Source organism: Streptomyces sp. NPDC003393 (genome assembly GCF_053589015.1).
On sequence record NZ_JBSFRB010000001.1, the window covers coordinates 30565 to 46602 of the forward strand.

The 16038-nt window shown below is 73.2% G+C and carries 9 protein-coding genes and 1 pseudogene; 6 read left to right on the plus strand and 4 right to left on the minus strand.

Annotated features, from left to right (window positions below):
• Positions 1 to 97 precede the first annotated feature (97 nt).
• From ACWDUZ_RS00145 to ACWDUZ_RS00155, 3 genes are all read left to right on the plus strand, one after another.
• A complete protein-coding gene (locus ACWDUZ_RS00145; protein WP_451629457.1) occupies positions 98 to 2614 on the plus strand; it encodes a SpoIIE family protein phosphatase in 2517 nt (838 codons plus the stop codon).
• Between the two features lie 10 nt (positions 2615 to 2624).
• The gene (locus ACWDUZ_RS00150; protein WP_451629458.1) at positions 2625 to 5405 is read left to right on the plus strand and encodes a SpoIIE family protein phosphatase; all 2781 of its coding nucleotides are present in this window, start codon (positions 2625 to 2627) and stop codon (positions 5403 to 5405) included.
• 275 nt (positions 5406 to 5680) lie between these two features.
• Complete coding sequence (locus ACWDUZ_RS00155) at positions 5681 to 7015, plus strand: lipase family protein (protein WP_451629459.1); 1335 nt, start codon at positions 5681 to 5683, stop codon at positions 7013 to 7015.
• A gap of 64 nt (positions 7016 to 7079) precedes the next feature.
• Here ACWDUZ_RS00155 and ACWDUZ_RS00160 read toward each other — a convergent pair whose 3' ends face one another.
• From ACWDUZ_RS00160 to ACWDUZ_RS00170, 3 genes are all read right to left on the minus strand, one after another.
• The gene (locus ACWDUZ_RS00160; protein WP_451629460.1) at positions 7080 to 8924 is read right to left on the minus strand and encodes a phospholipase C; all 1845 of its coding nucleotides are present in this window, start codon (positions 8922 to 8924) and stop codon (positions 7080 to 7082) included.
• 212 nt (positions 8925 to 9136) lie between these two features.
• Complete coding sequence (efeB, locus tag ACWDUZ_RS00165; protein WP_451629800.1) at positions 9137 to 10360, minus strand: iron uptake transporter deferrochelatase/peroxidase subunit; 1224 nt, start codon at positions 10358 to 10360, stop codon at positions 9137 to 9139.
• A gap of 101 nt (positions 10361 to 10461) precedes the next feature.
• Complete coding sequence (locus tag ACWDUZ_RS00170) at positions 10462 to 11664, minus strand: EfeM/EfeO family lipoprotein (protein WP_451629461.1); 1203 nt, start codon at positions 11662 to 11664, stop codon at positions 10462 to 10464.
• 264 nt (positions 11665 to 11928) lie between these two features.
• On the opposite strand from ACWDUZ_RS00170, the gene mgrA reads away from it, so the two are divergent.
• Complete coding sequence (mgrA, locus tag ACWDUZ_RS00175; RefSeq protein WP_451629801.1) at positions 11929 to 12972, plus strand: L-glyceraldehyde 3-phosphate reductase; 1044 nt, start codon at positions 11929 to 11931, stop codon at positions 12970 to 12972.
• Between the two features lie 275 nt (positions 12973 to 13247).
• On the opposite strand, the gene ACWDUZ_RS00180 is transcribed toward mgrA, so the two are convergent.
• Positions 13248 to 13505, minus strand: coding sequence for a hypothetical protein (locus tag ACWDUZ_RS00180; RefSeq protein WP_451629462.1), 258 nt, complete (start codon positions 13503 to 13505; stop codon positions 13248 to 13250).
• 213 nt (positions 13506 to 13718) lie between these two features.
• Between ACWDUZ_RS00180 and ACWDUZ_RS00185 the strand changes: the two are divergent.
• Together ACWDUZ_RS00185 and ACWDUZ_RS00190 are read left to right on the plus strand one after the other, a co-directional pair.
• Positions 13719 to 14491: pseudogene (locus tag ACWDUZ_RS00185) on the plus strand (LysR substrate-binding domain-containing protein).
• A gap of 407 nt (positions 14492 to 14898) precedes the next feature.
• A complete protein-coding gene (locus ACWDUZ_RS00190; RefSeq protein ID WP_451629802.1) occupies positions 14899 to 15999 on the plus strand; it encodes a PP2C family protein-serine/threonine phosphatase in 1101 nt (366 codons plus the stop codon).
• Positions 16000 to 16038: the final 39 nt, after the last annotated feature.

Consider the following 16038-nt stretch of genomic DNA (forward strand, 5'->3'; position numbering starts at 1 on the left):
GGCCGCGTCCCCTCCCCTGGGCCACCCCTAGGCCCTGGCCGCTCCGGGCGCGGGACCCGGTCCCCGATGGGAAAATGTCCCGTGGGGGGTCCTGCCCGTGGATGGGGATGAAGGCATGGGCGTCAGCGGCGCGGCGAGCAGTGCGGGTCCGGGCGATCCGTTCGACTTCGCCTCCACGGCCGTGGCGGTGATCGACACCGAGGGACTGATCGTCCACTGGAGCCGGGGAGCCGAGGAACTCGTCGGTCACCCCGCCCGCGAGGTGCTGCGCCGGCCGGCGGGCTCCCTGCTGATGCAGGGCGATGTGACCGCCGTGACGGAGTTCCTGCGGGGCGTCGACCGCACCTGGGCCGGAGTGATCACCGCCCGGCACCGCTCGGGCCGGGCCGTGCGGCTGGCCGTGCGGGTGTGCAGGCTCAGCGGTGCGGGCGGCGACGACTGGCTCGTCCTCGGATGCGACGTGACGCGGCAGCGCCGGCACGAGAGGTACGAGGCGGTGGCGCGCGCCCTGCTGGAACAGTCGCCGCTCGGGGTCGCGGTCCTGGACACCCAGCTGCGCTACCGGTGGGTCAACCGCGCGCTGGCCGCCATGGACGACGGCACCGCCGAGGTCCCCTACCCCGGCGAAGACGCCGGATCCGAGGTGGCCGAGGCGGATGCCCGCGACGAGAGCGCCCTGCGGGCCCTGGTCGCCACGGCGCGGGAGTCCGCCGTGGTGACCCGGCAGGCCAGGCAGGTGCTGCTCTCCGGGAAGTGCCAGGTGACCCTCGAACACACCCCGGGCCGGCACACGGCGTCGGACAAAGAGGCACAAGGAACTTCCCGGCTGCGCTCCTTCTTTCCGCTGCGGGACGGTGCGGGCCGCACGCTGGGCATCTGCTACGCCGCTCTCGACCTGACCGGACAGGACCCGGCGCGCGAACGGCTGACGCTGCTCAACGCCGCCACCGATCACATCGGAACCACCCTGGACCTGGACCGGACGGTGCAGGAGCTGGCGGAGGTCCTCGTCCCGCAGGTCGCCGACTTCGTGGCCATCGACCTCCTGGACGCCGTCCACGCGACGAAGGTGCGGGACGCCGAATCGCCGTACGGGGCGCAGACGCTGCGGCGCGTGGTCCATCGGTCGATCAAGGAGGACCAGCCGGAGGTGATCGTCCGGGTGGGCGAACCCACCCGGTACCCGGACCTGTCTCCCCAGAGGCGGTGCCTGGCCACCGGAAAACCCCTGCGGGAGGTCGTCGGCACCTGGACGCCCTGGCTCGCCCACGACGCCCGGCGCTGGGAGAAGATGTTCCGGCTCGGTGTGCACACGCATCTCGTCGTGCCCCTGCGGGCGCGCGGCACCACGATGGGCGTGGTCACGCTGCTGCGCTGGAAGAACCCCGAGCCGTTCGACGTGGACGACCTGCTCTTGGTCGAGGACCTGGTGGGGCGGGCCGCCATGTGTGTGGACAACGCCCGGCGCTTCGCCCGCGAGCACCAGGCGGCGCTCACCCTCCAGACGAGCCTGCTGCCGCTCGCCCTGCCCGAGCACAGCGCCGTCGAGGTGGCCTACCGCTATCTGCCGGCCGACGCCGAGTCCGGGGTGGGCGGCGACTGGTTCGACGTGATCCCGCTCTCCGGTGCCAGGGTCGCGCTGGTGGTGGGCGACGTGGTCGGCCACGGGCTCCATGCGGCGGCCAGCATGGGCCGGCTGCGGGCCGCCGTGCAGACCCTGGCCGACCTGGATCTGCCCCCGGACGAGCTGCTGGCGCGCGTCGACGATCTGGTCGTCCGCCTGTCCGACGAAGCGGAGGCGGCGGCCAAGGAGCCCTGGGTGATCGGAGCGACCTGCGTGTACGCGGTGTACGACCCGATCGCCCGCAAGATCGTCGTCGCGCGTGCCGGGCACCCGAGCCCCGCGATCGCCCATCTGAGCGAGCCCGTGGAGTTCCCCGACATCCCCGCGGGCCCGCCGCTGGGACTGGGCGGCCTGCCGTTCGAGTCGGCCGAGGTGGCCGTGGAGGAGGGCAGCGTCATCGCCCTCTACACGGACGGGCTGATCGAGGCGTCGGACCGGGACGTGGACGTGGGGATGGAGCGCCTGTGCTTCACCCTCGCCCACCCGGACCGCCCCCTGGAGGAGATCTGCGACATCATGGTCCGCACGCTGCTGCCGGACCGGCCGCGGGACGACGTGGCCTTCCTCATCGCCCGCACCCACGTCCTCAGCTCCGACCGCGTGGCCACCTGGGAGGTGCCCACCGACCCCTCGGCCGTGCGCGTGGCCCGGGAGAACGTCACCGAGCAGCTGTGCCGGTGGGGGCTGGACGAGATGGTCTTCACCACGGAGCTGATCGTCAGCGAGCTGCTCACCAACGCCATCCGGCACGCGTGCGGCCCGATCGGACTGCGTCTCATCCATGAGCGCGCCCTGATCTGCGAGGTTTCCGACGCCAGCAACACGTCCCCGCACATGAGGCGGGCACTGGGCACGGACGAGGGCGGACGCGGCCTGTTCCTGGTCGCCCAGGTCGCCCAGCGCTGGGGCACCCGGTACACCAGCTCGGGCAAGACGATCTGGGCGGAGCAGCAGCCTCCCGGGTCGCCCCCGCGTCAAGCGCGGTGTTAGAACTGGGAACATGATCGGACGCACCCGCCGGTCCCGGTCGAAAGCGGCACCGCCGCCGGGCGGGCGGCGGTCCGCTGATCCGTCCCGCCGCCCCTGGCGGTTCCCCGGACGCCGCCTCTCGCCGTCCTGGAGCCTGCGCACGCTCGCGGCGCAGGTGTTCCTGCTCCAGGTCATCGTGGTCCTGGTGCTCATCGCCGCGGCCGCGACCGCACTGGTGCTGCAGGCGCGCTACGACGGCGAGAACAACGCCAGGGAGCGGTCGCTCGCCGTCGCGGAGACGTTCGCGCACGCGCCCGGCACGGTGGCGGCATTCCAGTCAGCCGATCCGACGAGGGTGCTCCAGCCCTCGGTCATGCAGGCGCAAGCCGGATCCGGCGTCGACTTCATCTCCGTACTGGACCCGCGGGGCGTGCGGCTCGCGGACACGCAGAAGCATCTGATCGGCACCACGGCGCAGGACGTCGGCCGGGCCGCGATGGGCGAGACGTTCACCGACACCTTCCACGGCAAGCCGGCCGACGCCGTGCGGGCGGTGGTACCGGTGATGGACGCGAGCCGGCGCGTGGTCGGCGTGGTCACGGCCGGGATCGAGATCGAGAACGTGGGGCATCTGCTGGACCAGCAGCTGCCGATGGTGCTGGGTTCGGCGGCCCTCGCCCTGGCGCTGGCCACCGGGGGCACCGCCCTCGTCAGCCGGCGGCTGCGCCGCCAGACCCACGGCCTCGGCCCGGCCGAGATGACCCGGATGTACGAGCACCACGACGCCGTGCTGCACGCGGTGCGCGAGGGCGTGCTGATCGTCGGCGCCGACGGCCGGCTGCTGCTCGCCAACGACGAGGCGCAACGGTTGCTGGGCCTGCCGTCGGACGCCGGCCGACGGCATGTCACGGAGCTGGGGGTGGGCGAGGAGCTGACGCGGCTGCTGGTGTCGGGCGAGGCCGCCTCCGACGTGGTGTGCCCGGCCGGCGACCGGCTGCTGGCGGTCAACACGCGGCGCACCGCGCCGTACGGTGGCGCGCAGGGCCTGGTGGCCAGCTTCCGGGACACCACGGAGTTGCAGGCGTTGTCCGGCCGGGCCGAGATGGCGCGGGGGCGCCTGACGCTGCTGTACGAGGCCGGGGTGCGGATCGGCCGGACGCTGGATGTGCGGCGCACCGCGCAGGAGCTGGCCGAGGTGGCGGTCCCGCGGATGGCGGACGTCGTCACCGTGGAGCTCCTGGACGCGGTGCTGCATGGCGAGGAGCCCACGGGCGCCGTGAACCGGATGCGCCGTACCGCGCTGCACGGTTCGCTTCCGGGCGATCCGTTGCAGCCGGTCGGGGACTCGATCCAGTTCGTGGTGGCGGACACGCCGATGGTGGCGGCGCTGCGCCGCGGGAAGGCCGTGCTGGTGGCGGGCCTGGAGTCCGCCCGGGACTGGCGGGCGCAGGATCCCGAGGGGGCGCGCCAGGTGCTGGCCTCCGGCATTCACTCGCTGATCACGGTGCCGCTGCGGGCACGGGGTGTGGTGCTGGGCATGGTCAACTTCTGGCGGGGGGCCGGGTCGCCCCGGTTCGACGAGGAGGACGTCGCGGTGGCCGAGGAGCTGGTGGCCCGCGCGGCCGTCGCGATCGACAACGCGCGCCGCTACTCCCGTGAGCACGAGATGGCCGTGACCCTGCAGCGCAGCCTGCTGCCCCGGGACCTGCCCGAGCAGGACGTGCTGGAGGTGGCGTGGCGCTATCTGCCGGCGCAGTCGGGTGTGGGCGGCGACTGGTTCGACGTGATCCCGCTGCCGGGGTTCCGGGTGGCGCTCGTGGTCGGGGACGTGGTGGGTCACGGGCTGCACGCGGCGGTGACGATGGGCCGACTGCGGACGGCCGTGCTGAACTTCTCCTCGCTGGACCTGCCCCCGGAGGAGCTGCTGGGGCATCTCGACGAGATGGTGGCGCGTCTGGACACCCAGGTGGAGGCGGCGGACCCGGAGAGCTCGCGGGTCACCGGTGCGACCTGCCTGTACGCCATCTACGACCCGGTGGGCGGGCACTGCACCGTCGCCCGGGCCGGGCATGTCGCCCCGGCCGTGGTGGACCCCGCGGGCCGGGTGACCTTCCCGGACCTGCCCCTGTCGCCGCCGCTGGGGGTGGGCGGGCATCCCTTCGAGGCGGGCGAGCTGGCGCTGCCGGAGGGCAGCAGGCTGGTGCTGTTCACGGACGGACTGGTCGAGGACCGCAGACGGGACATCGACCAGGGGCTGCGGATCCTCGGCGAGGCAGTCGCCGATCCGGACCTGTCACCGGAGGAGACCTGTCGGGCCGTGATGGACACGATGCTGCCGCAGCACCCCAGCGACGACGTCGCCCTGCTCGTGGCCCGGAGCCGGCTGCTGGACCCGTCCCGGGTGGCGGTCTGGGACGTGCCGTTCGAGGCCGGCGCGGTCTCCCGGGTACGCGCGGAGGTGAGCCGCCGACTGGTGGACTGGGAGCTGGAGGAGGTGTCGTTCGCCACGGAGCTGATCCTCAGCGAGCTCCTCACCAACGCGATCCGCTACGGTGCGCCGCCGGTGCGGGTCAGGATCTTGCTGGGCCGGACCCTGGTCTGCGAGGTGTCGGACGGCAGCAACACCTCTCCCCGGCTGCGGCGCGCGGCCACCACCGACGAGGGCGGCCGCGGGCTGTTCCTGGTCTCCCAGTTCGCGGACCGGTGGGGCACCCGCTATGTGGCGCACGGCAAGGTGATCTGGGCGGAGCAGACCCTGGGCCGGGTCCCGGAACCGGACATGTCCCTGCTGATCGACGAAATGGCCTGGTGAGCGGCGGGCGTTCGGATCCGGATTCGACGTCCCGTCACGGAAACCGCTCCTTTATTAGACGCTGAGTCAAATTACTGAACCGTAACCTACCGGCCGGTACCCGCGGTAACGGCTGGTGGGTACGGTCTCGTCAGTTCACTCCCCCTCCGCGTGAGGAAGCCGGCGGACGACCGTGCCGCCTCACGCCGTCCTGCCCTCGTGCCCGGACCGGCCGTCGTCCGCCGTCCCGGCACGAGGCGGTCTCTCCTGCTCGGCCGCATCCCAGGAGGTTCCCCATGCCCGCGCGCAGACATCTGCTCGCCGCAGCGGTCACCGCTGCCTCGTGCCTCGGCGCCCAGGCCCTCGCCGCCACCCCGGCCACCGCGGCCACGGCGTCCGCACCCGTGGTGTCCCGGGGCGTCACCATCCCGGCGTTCTACACCCCGCCCACCGGACTGCCCAACGCCGACGGCACCCTGATCCGCAGCGAGCCGCTCCCGCTCGCCCTCAGCCTGCCCGGCATCGACGGCCCGCTGCCGGGCCGCGCCACCCGGGTGATGTACAAGTCGACCGACGCCGGCGGCCGACCGGTCGCCGTCACCGGCGCCTACATCGAGCCGACGGCGCACTGGCCGGGTTCCGGCGCGCGCCCGCTGGTCGTCGTCGCTCCCGGCACCATGGGCCAGGGCGACCAGTGCGCGGCCTCCATGGCACTGGAGCACCCGGTGTCCTTCAACGGCCGGACGATGTCGGTCGGTTACGAGGACCTGTCCGTCTACCGGCTGCTCGCCAGAGGCGCCGCCGTCATGATCACCGACTACGTCGGCCTGGGGACCACGGACCGGCTGCACACCTACGTCGACCGCGTCGACGAGGCCCACGCCGTCCTCGACGCGGCCCGCGCCGCCCGCGCGGTGCGCGGCGCTTCGGTGACCTCCGACTCGCCCGTCGGGCTCTTCGGCTACAGCCAGGGCGGCGGCGCCACCGCGGCCGCCGCCGAACTCCAGCCCTCCTACGCCCCCGACGTGCCCCTCGTGGGCACCTACGCCGGTGCGCCGCCCGCCGACCTGACCAAGGTCACCAAGGCCATCGACGGCAGTGAGCTGGCCGGCGCCCTCGGCTGGTCCCTCAACGGCTTCCTGCAGACCGACCCCGAGCTCGGGCCGATCGCCGACGCGCATCTCAACGCCCGCGGCAAGGCCGCCCTCAAGGACCTGTCGACCATGTGCGTGGGTGACGCGGTCCTCCACCACGGCTACACCAGGAGCACCCGGTGGACGACGGACGGGCGGTCCGTCAGCGACATCATCCGCTCCACGCCCGCCCTGCGGGCCTTCCTCGACACCCAGCGCATCGGCAGGCTGAAACCGGCCGGCCCGGTGCGGCTGGCCACCGGCACCAGCGACAACCTCGTCCCGCACGCCCAGGCCCGGCAGCTCGCCGTCGACTGGTGCCGCAAGGGCGCCGACGTCACCTATCGGCCGGTCGTCCTGCCGAACCTCATCAGCCCTCTGCTCAACCACTTCGCGCCGCTGCTCGCCGACCAGGGCACGGCCGTCTCCTGGCTGACCGACCGCCTCGCGGGCAAGCCGGCCCCGGCCGACTGTGCGGCACTGCCGTTCCGGCCCTGACTCGGGACCCCGCACGCGGCAGGGGCCGCCACCGAGGGCGCGGCCCCTGCCGGACCCGGGGATCTCAGGCCGCGCCCCGGTTCCTGCGGCGCCGGGAGAGGTACGTTCCCGACACAACGGCGGCCAGCAGGCCACCCGCCGCGACGGCCACCGGCACCGTCGGGAAGGACGGGGCATCGGTCGTCGCGGCCGTGTTCTGCATGGCCGGGCCGGGGGTGATGGAGGTGGCGACCGGCGCCACGTCACGGATCGGGCCCACCGACCGCACCGAGCCGTCGGCGTTCAGCAGCAGCCGCTTGCCGTTGGGGTGGCGGAAGTCGAACATCCCCGTGAGGGGACGCGCGGTGGCGTCGAAGGAGTGGTCACCGATGCGCCCGGTGTGCCAGTTGTCCTCGATGAAGCGGAGGATCGACGCCTGGTCGGTCTGCGTGTGGTCGACCTTGTCGACCTTGCTGTACGGCGAGACCACCAGCAGCGGCTGGCGCGTGCCGGGACCGCAGCGGTCGAGGTAGCCGCCGGACGCGGGAGGGCCGGCCTGGCAGGCCGGGCTGTCGGTGGGTTTGCCGTTGGAACCGAGCGAGGTGTCGGTGGAGCCGTTGCGCACCTTGGCGAAGGCGTGGTCGTACCAGCCGTCGGAGTCGTCGTAGGCGATGACGACGGCGGTGGACCTCCACTGCGGCGAACTCTGGATCGCGTTGATCTGCTCGACGAGGAAGTGCTGCTCGTCGATCGGGTCGGAGTACCCGGCGTGGCCGTCCTGGTAGGAGGGCGCCTTGACAAAGCTGACGGACGGCAGCTTGCCCGCCTTCAGCGCGGCGGAGAAGTCGGTGAGGTCGTAGTTGTGGTTGGCCCGGCCGTCGTGGCCGATCTCGGCCACGTCCTCGGGGGGCAGGTGGTGCGGGTTGGCCGTCGACTCGTAGTAGGCGAACGGGTTGTGGTGCGGGCTGTAGTCGACGACCTGGGCGCCGCCGACGTTGGCGTGCGCGGTGTCGCACCGGGCGTACTCGCCCTGCTTGCCGCTCCACGCGGTGGAGGGCCGGAAACCGCCCTGGAACCAACCCCAGGTGACGTGCCGGTCGTTGAGCAGATCGCCGATGTTGCGGCCCGTCATCACGCCCAGGGCGTTGCTGCTGGTGTGGTTCTTGCCGGAGCAGTCGTCGTAGCCCGGGTCCGGGTCGTTGACCATCGTGCCCACGCCGTCGGCGTCGGGCGACTTGACGGTGTAGGGGTCGGGCGTGGAGGTCTGCCGGGGGTTCTCCGTGCCGGAGGCCGGATCGACCGAGATGATCCCATGGGTCTGGCCGGAGACCAGGTTGATGGCGCCGGGGGTGGACGGCCCGTAGTTGGAACTGAAGGAACGGTCGCCGAGGGCGTAGTGCTGGGCGTAGTTCCACAGCGCGGTGACGGTGTTGCCGTCGAAGTAGTCCATGACCAGGCCGGGTTCGCCGAACAGCCCGCCGCTGCACTTGTCGACCTCGGTGTTCTGCACGAACTGGTCGGCCCTGCCGCCGTTGTAGGCGTACTGCTCGGGCCCGTAGGAGTGGTTCTGGTCGCAGGTCACGGCCTGCGCCGGGCCGAGCCGCCGGGGCGCGTACTGGTTGGGGTTGTGCTCCAGCAGCCCGGCGTGGGCGAGGGTGTCGATGTCTCTGGGGGTTCTCCTCGACGCCGTGAACCGCGTGCCATCGGTGTTGGCGGCCTTCGGGTACGTGGCGAAGTAGTGGTCGAAGGAGACGTTCTCGTCGAAGAGGACGACCACGTGCTTGATGGGCGTGGCCGTCGATCCGTGACCGTGGTGGCCGGTGGGCACGGCGGCCCGGCCGGGGGCTCCCGCGCCCAGGACGGTGAGCGCCGCGGCACCGGCCAGCGCCCCGAGGCGTCGTATCGTTGCTCGTCTTCCCCTGCTGGCCATGCGGCTTCACCTTCCGGGCAGGATCGTCTTGGCGTCGTACGGCCTGGGATGCTCCGCCGGGCGGGCGGCGCGGTGGCGGAGCCATGATGGCGTGGAAGTGAACACCGGGTCAGGAAGGCAGCGCCAACTCTTGACCGTGTATTGACCAATTGGCCGAACGTACCCCTCCGGAAGGCCGAAAAGGAGTGAAGAGACCGAGGAGGCCCGGGAGTTCAGGCGAGCAGCGTGCGGCCGTACCAGTCGCTCTCGTCGCGGACGCCGGGCAGGGCGAAGAAGTAGCCGCCGCCGAACGGCTCGATGTAGTCGGTGAGCGGCTCGCCCGCCAGGCGCTTCTGGACGGTCTCGAACTGGCGGGTGAGGTCCTGCTGGTAGCAGCAGAACAGCAGGCCCATGTCGAGGTTGCCGTTGGTGTCCAGGCCCCGGTCGTAGTTGTAGGCGCGGCGCAGGAGTCGCTGGTCGGCGGTGGCGGTGGTGCGGGGGTTGGCGCGGCGGATGTGCGCGTCCAGCGGGATGACGTCGCCCTTGGGGTCGTCCGCGAAGTTCGGGGTGTCCTGCTCGGCGTTCCCGTCCAGCGGGGCCCCGGACTCCCGGGCCCGGCCGAGCATGCGCTCCTGCTCGGCGAGGGAGACCCGGTCCCAGAACTCCACGAGCATCCGGATCAGCCGGACCACCTGGTAGCTGCCGCCGACCGCCCAGTCCGGCTCCCCGCCGCCCGGCCCCACCCACACCAGCCGGTTCATCTCCCCGGGGTCGGTGGGGTCGGGGTTGGCGGTGCCGTCCTTGAAGCCCATCAGGTTGCGCGGGGTGCCCGACGGGCGGGGCGGGCTGGTGAAGCCGTCCAGGCGCCAGCGGACCTGCATCCCGCCGCGGGTGTGCCGGGCGATGTCGCGCAGCGCGTGCAGGACCGTGTCGGGCTCGTCGGCGTGCAGCTGCAGGCTCAGGTCGCCGTGGCACCAGTCCGGCCGCAGATCGTCGTCCGGGAAGGACGGCATGGCCGTCAGGCGCCGCGGGCGGCGGGTGCCGAGCCCGAAACGGTCGTCGAAGAGCGCGGCGCCGACGCCGACGGTCACGGCCAGCGCGCCGGAGGGCAGCCGGCCGCCCAGAACGCCGGAGTCGGCGGGCGGACCGGTGATGCCGACGGGCTCGGGTATGCCGCCGGAGGTGAGGAACCGGGCGCGGTCGGTGAGCGTGCGCAGCAGTTCGGTCAGCTCCGCGCGGTCGTCGGCGGTGACGTCGAAGGCGACGAACGCGGTCGACCGACGCGGGGCCGCGAGCACCGACTGCTGGCGCGGCCCGTGGAACGCGGCGACGGCCGAGGGCACCGGGCCCGGTTCGAGCCCACCGGCCGCGGAGCCGGTCGCAACGGCGGCTCCGCCGCCCGTGGCCAGTCCGGCACCGGCCAGGGCCGCACCGCGCAGGAAGCGGCGCCGCCCCACTCCCCCGGTGTCCGCGTCCCCCTCCCCCGGAGCCGCCGCCCGTCCCACACGAGCTGCCGGCGGCTCGTCCCGCGCGCCGGGGCGCGTCCGCTCGCCGGGGCTCACGCCGTCCTCCGCGGATCGCACAGGGTGGCCACGGAGGCCAGCCGTTCCACCAGGTCGCCGAGGACCGCGTCGGTCTTCTCCCGCCGACTGCGGCTCAGCCCGGCCGGCGGAGTCCAGCGATCCCCGTGGTGGAGGCTGTCCAGCAGGGCCTGGGCACGGTCCATCTCCCGGTCCAGGTCCCGCAGACCGGGGTAGCGGGGAGCGAGCAGCGGGCGCAGCCGGGACAGCACGGCACGGGTGCCGTCGAGGTTGGCGCGGGCGGTGGCGAGGTTGCTTCCGCTGCCGTAGTCGGTGCGGCCGGTCAGCTCGAACTGCACGGTGTTCTCCAGGATCTCGTGGGCTCGCAGACCGAGCTGGGCCGGGTCCATACGGGCCTGCGCCCAGTCGTCGCGCAGCGCGGTGAGGGCCTTGACCAGGGCGGTGGCCGGGGCGCGCAGCGCGTGTGCGGACTCGCCGTGCCACAGCCCGTACTCGATCCGGTGGAAGCCGGTGAACGAGGGGTCGTGGACGCCGCCGGGCAGGCCGGCGTCGGTGCCGTTGATCCGCGCGTCCGCGTCGCCGAACGCGTCGTAGGCCCCGCCGAGGCGCTCGTACCGCAGGTGCGCGGGCAGCCAGGCCGCGCGGGCCGCGCCGAGGTCGCCGCGGTCGATCGCGTCGCGCAGCCGCCCGGTCAGCCGCAGCGTGTCCGCCAGTCCCCCGGCGACCCACTTCTGGTAGTCGATCGCCGGGGGGATCAGGTCGTGCTCGGTGACGGGTGCCGCCGCCGGGCCGCCGCGGCCCCGGCCGACGCGGACGGTGGGCCCCGTGACCGCGTCGGCGTCCTCGGGCACGCACCGGAACGCGTAGGCGCCCTGTCCGAGGCGGACCGTCAGGGACCGGGTGGTGCCCGGTCCGATGCCCTCGACCTCCCCGTACACGGCGCGGGTCCCGGGCGCCTCCAGATAGACCTCGGCGGCCCGGTCGGAGGTGTTGTGCAGGTCGAAGATCCGCACGCCTGGTTCCGCCGCGTCCCAGCCGCGGCCGCAGTGGCTCTGCGAGACCTCGACGGTGGTGTGCGGCGGTCCCTGCGCCCCCGCGTCCGCGCGGTGCCGGGCGCGGGCCAGGGCCACCACGCCGGCCGCCAGGAGCAGCAGGGCCACCAGCCCGGCCACGGCCCACCGCCGCGGCGCCCCCGCACCAGGGCGGCCGGCCACCGGCATGCTCGTCCTCCCCGGCTCGAAACCTCGCGTGATCACCTCATGCTAGGCAACGAGCGTGGCCCGGACAGGTGTCCGGGAAAATGCGTAGCCAAGAGTTTTCTCGGCGTTCTCAGGGGTCCGGACGTGCCCGGCGGTCCCCGGCCTGCCGGCGTCCTGTGCGGCACGCCCCGTGCGCACCGCCGGTCCGGCCGGGCTCGTAGGGTGGGGGTCGTCCCGCCGTCCACGGCAGGACGACCCATGACAGCACCACCCGGAGAACACTCGATGACCTACGTCGCGGATCCCACGCGCTACGACGGCACCATGCGCTACCGGCGCACGGGCCGCTCGGGACTCGACCTGCCCGTCCTGTCCCTGGGCTACTGGCACAACTTCGGCGACGACCGGCCGTTCGAGACCCAGCGCGAGATCGCGCTGCGCGCCTTCGACCTCGGCATCACCCACCACGACCTGGCGAACAACTACGGGCCGCCCTACGGCTCCGCGGAGATCAACTTCGGTCGCCTGATGAGGCAGGACCTCGCGCCGTACCGGGACGAGCTGGTCATCTCCACCAAGGCGGGCTGGGACATGTGGCCCGGCCCGTACGGGCAGGGCGGCGGCTCCCGCAAGTACCTGCTGGCCTCGCTCGACCAGTCGCTGAGCCGGATGGGCCTCGACCACGTCGACATCTTCTACTCCCACCGGCTCGACGCGAGCACGCCGCTGGAGGAGACGATGGGCGCCCTGGACACGGCCGTCCGCCAGGGCAAGGCGCTGTACGTGGGCATCTCCTCCTACGACGCCGAGCGGTCCCGGCAGGCCGCCGCCATCCTCCGCGACCTGGGCACCCCGCTGCTGATCCACCAGCCGTCGTACAGCATGGTCAACCGGTGGATCGAGACCGAGGGCCTGCTGGACGCGGCACAGGAGGAGGGTTTCGGAGTCATCGGCTTCACGGCCCTGGCCCAGGGCCTGCTGACCGGGCGCTACCTGGACGGCGTCCCGCAGGACTCGCGGGCGGCGCGGGGCACGTCGTTCGACACCGCGTGGCTGTCGGAGGACATGCTGCGCCGGCTGCGCGCCCTCAACGACATCGCGGCCCGGCGCGGCCAGAGCCTCGCGCAGATGGCGCTCGCCTGGGCGCTGCGCGACGAGCGCGTCACCTCGCTGGTCATCGGCGCCTCGCGGGTGGAACAGCTGGAGCAGAACGTGGCCGCGCTCGAGCGGCCGGACTTCAGCGACGAGGAACTGGCCGAGATCGACAAGTACGCCACCGACGGCGGCGTGGACCTGTGGCGGGCGGCCCGTACCGGGAACCTCGGCTGACCGCGGCGGCCTGCCGGAACGTGCCGCATCCCCCGTCCTGCGGCGGACGGGGGATGCGGCGTGAGGAGCGTTGGGCAGGCCTTGCACCTGCATCTCCCCGCGGGAAGCGGGGTGTCTTTCCTTGGACCACCAACGCAGGGGCGGGTGCCGGGAGTTCCGGCTGCCTGCGTGACCATCACACTATCCCGCCCGTGCCGCCGACGCCCCACGAGACGCGCGCACCGTCACCCGAACGCGTCGTCAGCGCTGTTCAGGGGCGGTTGGCGCCGGACCGCTCAGCCGTGTCCCCTGCCCCTGCCGTGGCCCTTCCCGCGGCCCTTGCCACCGTGGTCCCCGTCGTCGGCGTTCAGAACCGGTGACACCAGGTCGTGGGCCGCTTCCAGGGCCGTCGGCACGGGATCGGATTCGCCCGGCGCCATGGCGTTGTCCTCGGCCGCCTGGGCCGAGAGGACCGGACCGAGCAGGAGACCGCCCCCCAGCGCCAGCACCGCCACCACCTGTCGCCCGCCGACGCGTCCGATGTGACCGGTCAAACGTCCACCTCCCTGTGCCGGCCGGGCCGTCGTGCCCGGCACAGGGAGGTTGGCACGTCTGCTGAACGGCACGTCGGCGAGTCCCGGCCGGCTCCCACGGAAGGCGGAGGCCGTGACGCCCGAGATGACGAACGTCCGTGCCATCGGCGTCACCGCGGGAGTGCACTGACAGCCACTCGGCGTGCGTTGGCATTCCATGCACCGTACGCATGGATGAGCGACAGCTCAGAGGAGGAGGTGGGCGCGCAGCTCCTCCACCGCGTCGGCCGTGTGCTGCGCCCGACACCGGCCGGACGCGTGTTCAAGGAGTACGTCGACGCCGCCCTGGACGACTACGACCGGGGGCGGCGGGCCGTGGCCGAACTCGTCGACCCGGCCGCCGGCGTGGTGCCGCCGGCCTTTCTGCACACCCTGGGCACCTGGCTGGTGCCCCGCCTCGTCACCGGGTTCCGGGAGGACTTTCCGCAGGCCCGCTTCGAGTTGCACCAGCACGGGGAGAACGGCCTGGTCCAGCATCTCCTCGACGCCACCGCGGACATGGCGATCACCAGCGGGGACCCCGGCCATCCGCTGATCACCTGGCGGCGCCTGCTGGTCGAGCGCTGCTGCTCGCCGTGCCCACCGGGCACCGGCTGGCCGGCCGCCCCCGGGTCCGGCTCGCCGAGGCCGACGAGGAGCCCTTCATCCTGCTGAGGCCCGGCTACGGGCTGCGCAGCGTCACCGAGTCGCTGTGCCGTCAGGCCGGCTTCGCCCCGATCGTCGGCTTCGAGGGCGAGGAGGTGCACACCCTGCGCGGCCTGGTGGCGGCCGGGCTCGGCGTCTCCCTGATCCCGTCGTCACCGGACGCGGCGGCGACCGGTGACGTCCCGATCCGCTATCTGGGGATCACCGACGTGCACGGCGCCCGGGACATCGGCATCGCCTGGCTCTCCGGACGCACCCTCCCCCGGCCTCGCGGCACTTCATCGACCACGCGCTTCGCGTGACGGCCACGGCGGCGACGGCCGGTGGTGACCACCGGCGCGGCACCGGCCGCGGGCCGGGGCCGTCGGCGAGGACCGGAGACAGGGCGTGGCGGGGACCGGGCCCGCCGGTGTGCCGTCGCCCATTGCGCTGACATGCCCTTGCCTGGAGCAATGGAGCCCTCGGGACGGAGTTCCGCAGCAGGCTGGTGGTCTTGATCAAGCCCGCCGGGAGTTCCTGTGAACAGGCCGCCTGAGTGTTACCGCGCAGACCGTCGCCCGGTGCCGGGCCGCACGCTCGTGCGTCCGCGGTGCCCTGACGGGTCCGCCGTGCCACCGCCGGGTCCGCACCGGGTCCCGCGGTGAGGCCGCCCGGCCGGTCCGAGGCCGCCCGGGCCCGTGCGGCACGGGTGAAGGCCGCCCAGCGCCGGCTGCCCGCCACGCCGCGGTGGCTGCGCCTGCTGCCGCTCGCCTACGTCGCCGGGGTTCTGGCCATCGAGCCGATCACTCCGGTGGACTGGCCCGTCAGCTTCCTGCTCACCGCCCTGCCGCTGGTCGCGGCCTTCGCCTACGGGCCCGCCGGGGTCGCCGCGACCACGGTGTTCGCCGTCGTGTTCGAGGGCGTGCTGGCGGGCACGCCGTGCTGTGCCGGGCGTATGGTCGGCTTTCTGTGGGACCGCCACTACGTGGCCAACTACGTCTGCACCGGGTTGGTGGGGGTTCTCGGCACGATCCTGGCGGCGCACCGGAGGCGACGGGAACGGACGCTGGCCACGGTGCGTTCGGTGGCGGAGACCGCGCAGCGGGTGCTGCTGCGGCCGGTGCCCCGTCACCTCGGCCAGGTCTTCGTCGAGACGCTCTATCTGTCCGCCGCCGCGGAGGCGCGCATCGGGGGCGACCTGTACGAGGCGGTGCCGACGGCGTACGGGGTTCGGCTGCTCATCGGGGACGTGCGCGGAAAGGGCCTGGTCGCCGTGGAGACGGCCGCGACGATACTGGGCGCGTTCCGGGAGGCCGCCTACGACGAACCCGGCCTGGCCGGCGTGGCGGGCCGTGTGGAGCGGAGCATGAGCCGTCACGCCGCGCAGCTGCCCGGCAGCGAGCTGGCGGAACGCTTCGTCACCGCGGTGTTCGCCGAGATCCCCGAGCACCAGCAGATCGTCCGCATCGTCAACTGCGGTCATCCGCCGCCCCTGCTGGTCCACGAGGGCGGCGTCACCGAACTGTACGCGACCGACCCGTCACCGCCCATCAACCTCGGCATGCTGATCGGCAACGGCTACCGCGTGGACGTCCAGCCGTTCCGTCCCGGTGACCAACTGCTGCTCTACACCGACGGCGTCACCGAGACCCGCGACGCCGAGGGGGCCTTCTACCCGCTCGCCGAGCGTGTCGCGCAGTGGGCCGCACTGCCTCCCCGCACTCTGCTGGACCGTCTGCACGAGGATCTGCTCATCCACAGCGGCGGCCGCCTCGAGGACGACATCGCCGCCCTCGCCGCGTACCGCCTGCCCGGCGACCACCCGGCCTGAGGGCATGCCCGCCGGATTCCTCCGGCCGACACCGCCGCC

Excerpts from the sequence above, each read along its gene's own strand:
- ACWDUZ_RS00150 (WP_451629458.1), top strand. The coding sequence starts at position 2,625 with ATGATCGGACGCACCCGCCGGTCCCGGTCGAAAGCGGCACCGCCGCCG.
- ACWDUZ_RS00155 (WP_451629459.1), top strand. The coding sequence starts at position 5,681 with ATGCCCGCGCGCAGACATCTGCTCGCCGCAGCGGTCACCGCTGCCTCG.
- ACWDUZ_RS00160 (WP_451629460.1), bottom strand. The coding sequence starts at position 8,924 with ATGGCCAGCAGGGGAAGACGAGCAACGATACGACGCCTCGGGGCGCTG.
- ACWDUZ_RS00170 (WP_451629461.1), bottom strand. The coding sequence starts at position 11,664 with ATGCCGGTGGCCGGCCGCCCTGGTGCGGGGGCGCCGCGGCGGTGGGCC.
- mgrA (WP_451629801.1), top strand. The coding sequence starts at position 11,929 with ATGACCTACGTCGCGGATCCCACGCGCTACGACGGCACCATGCGCTAC.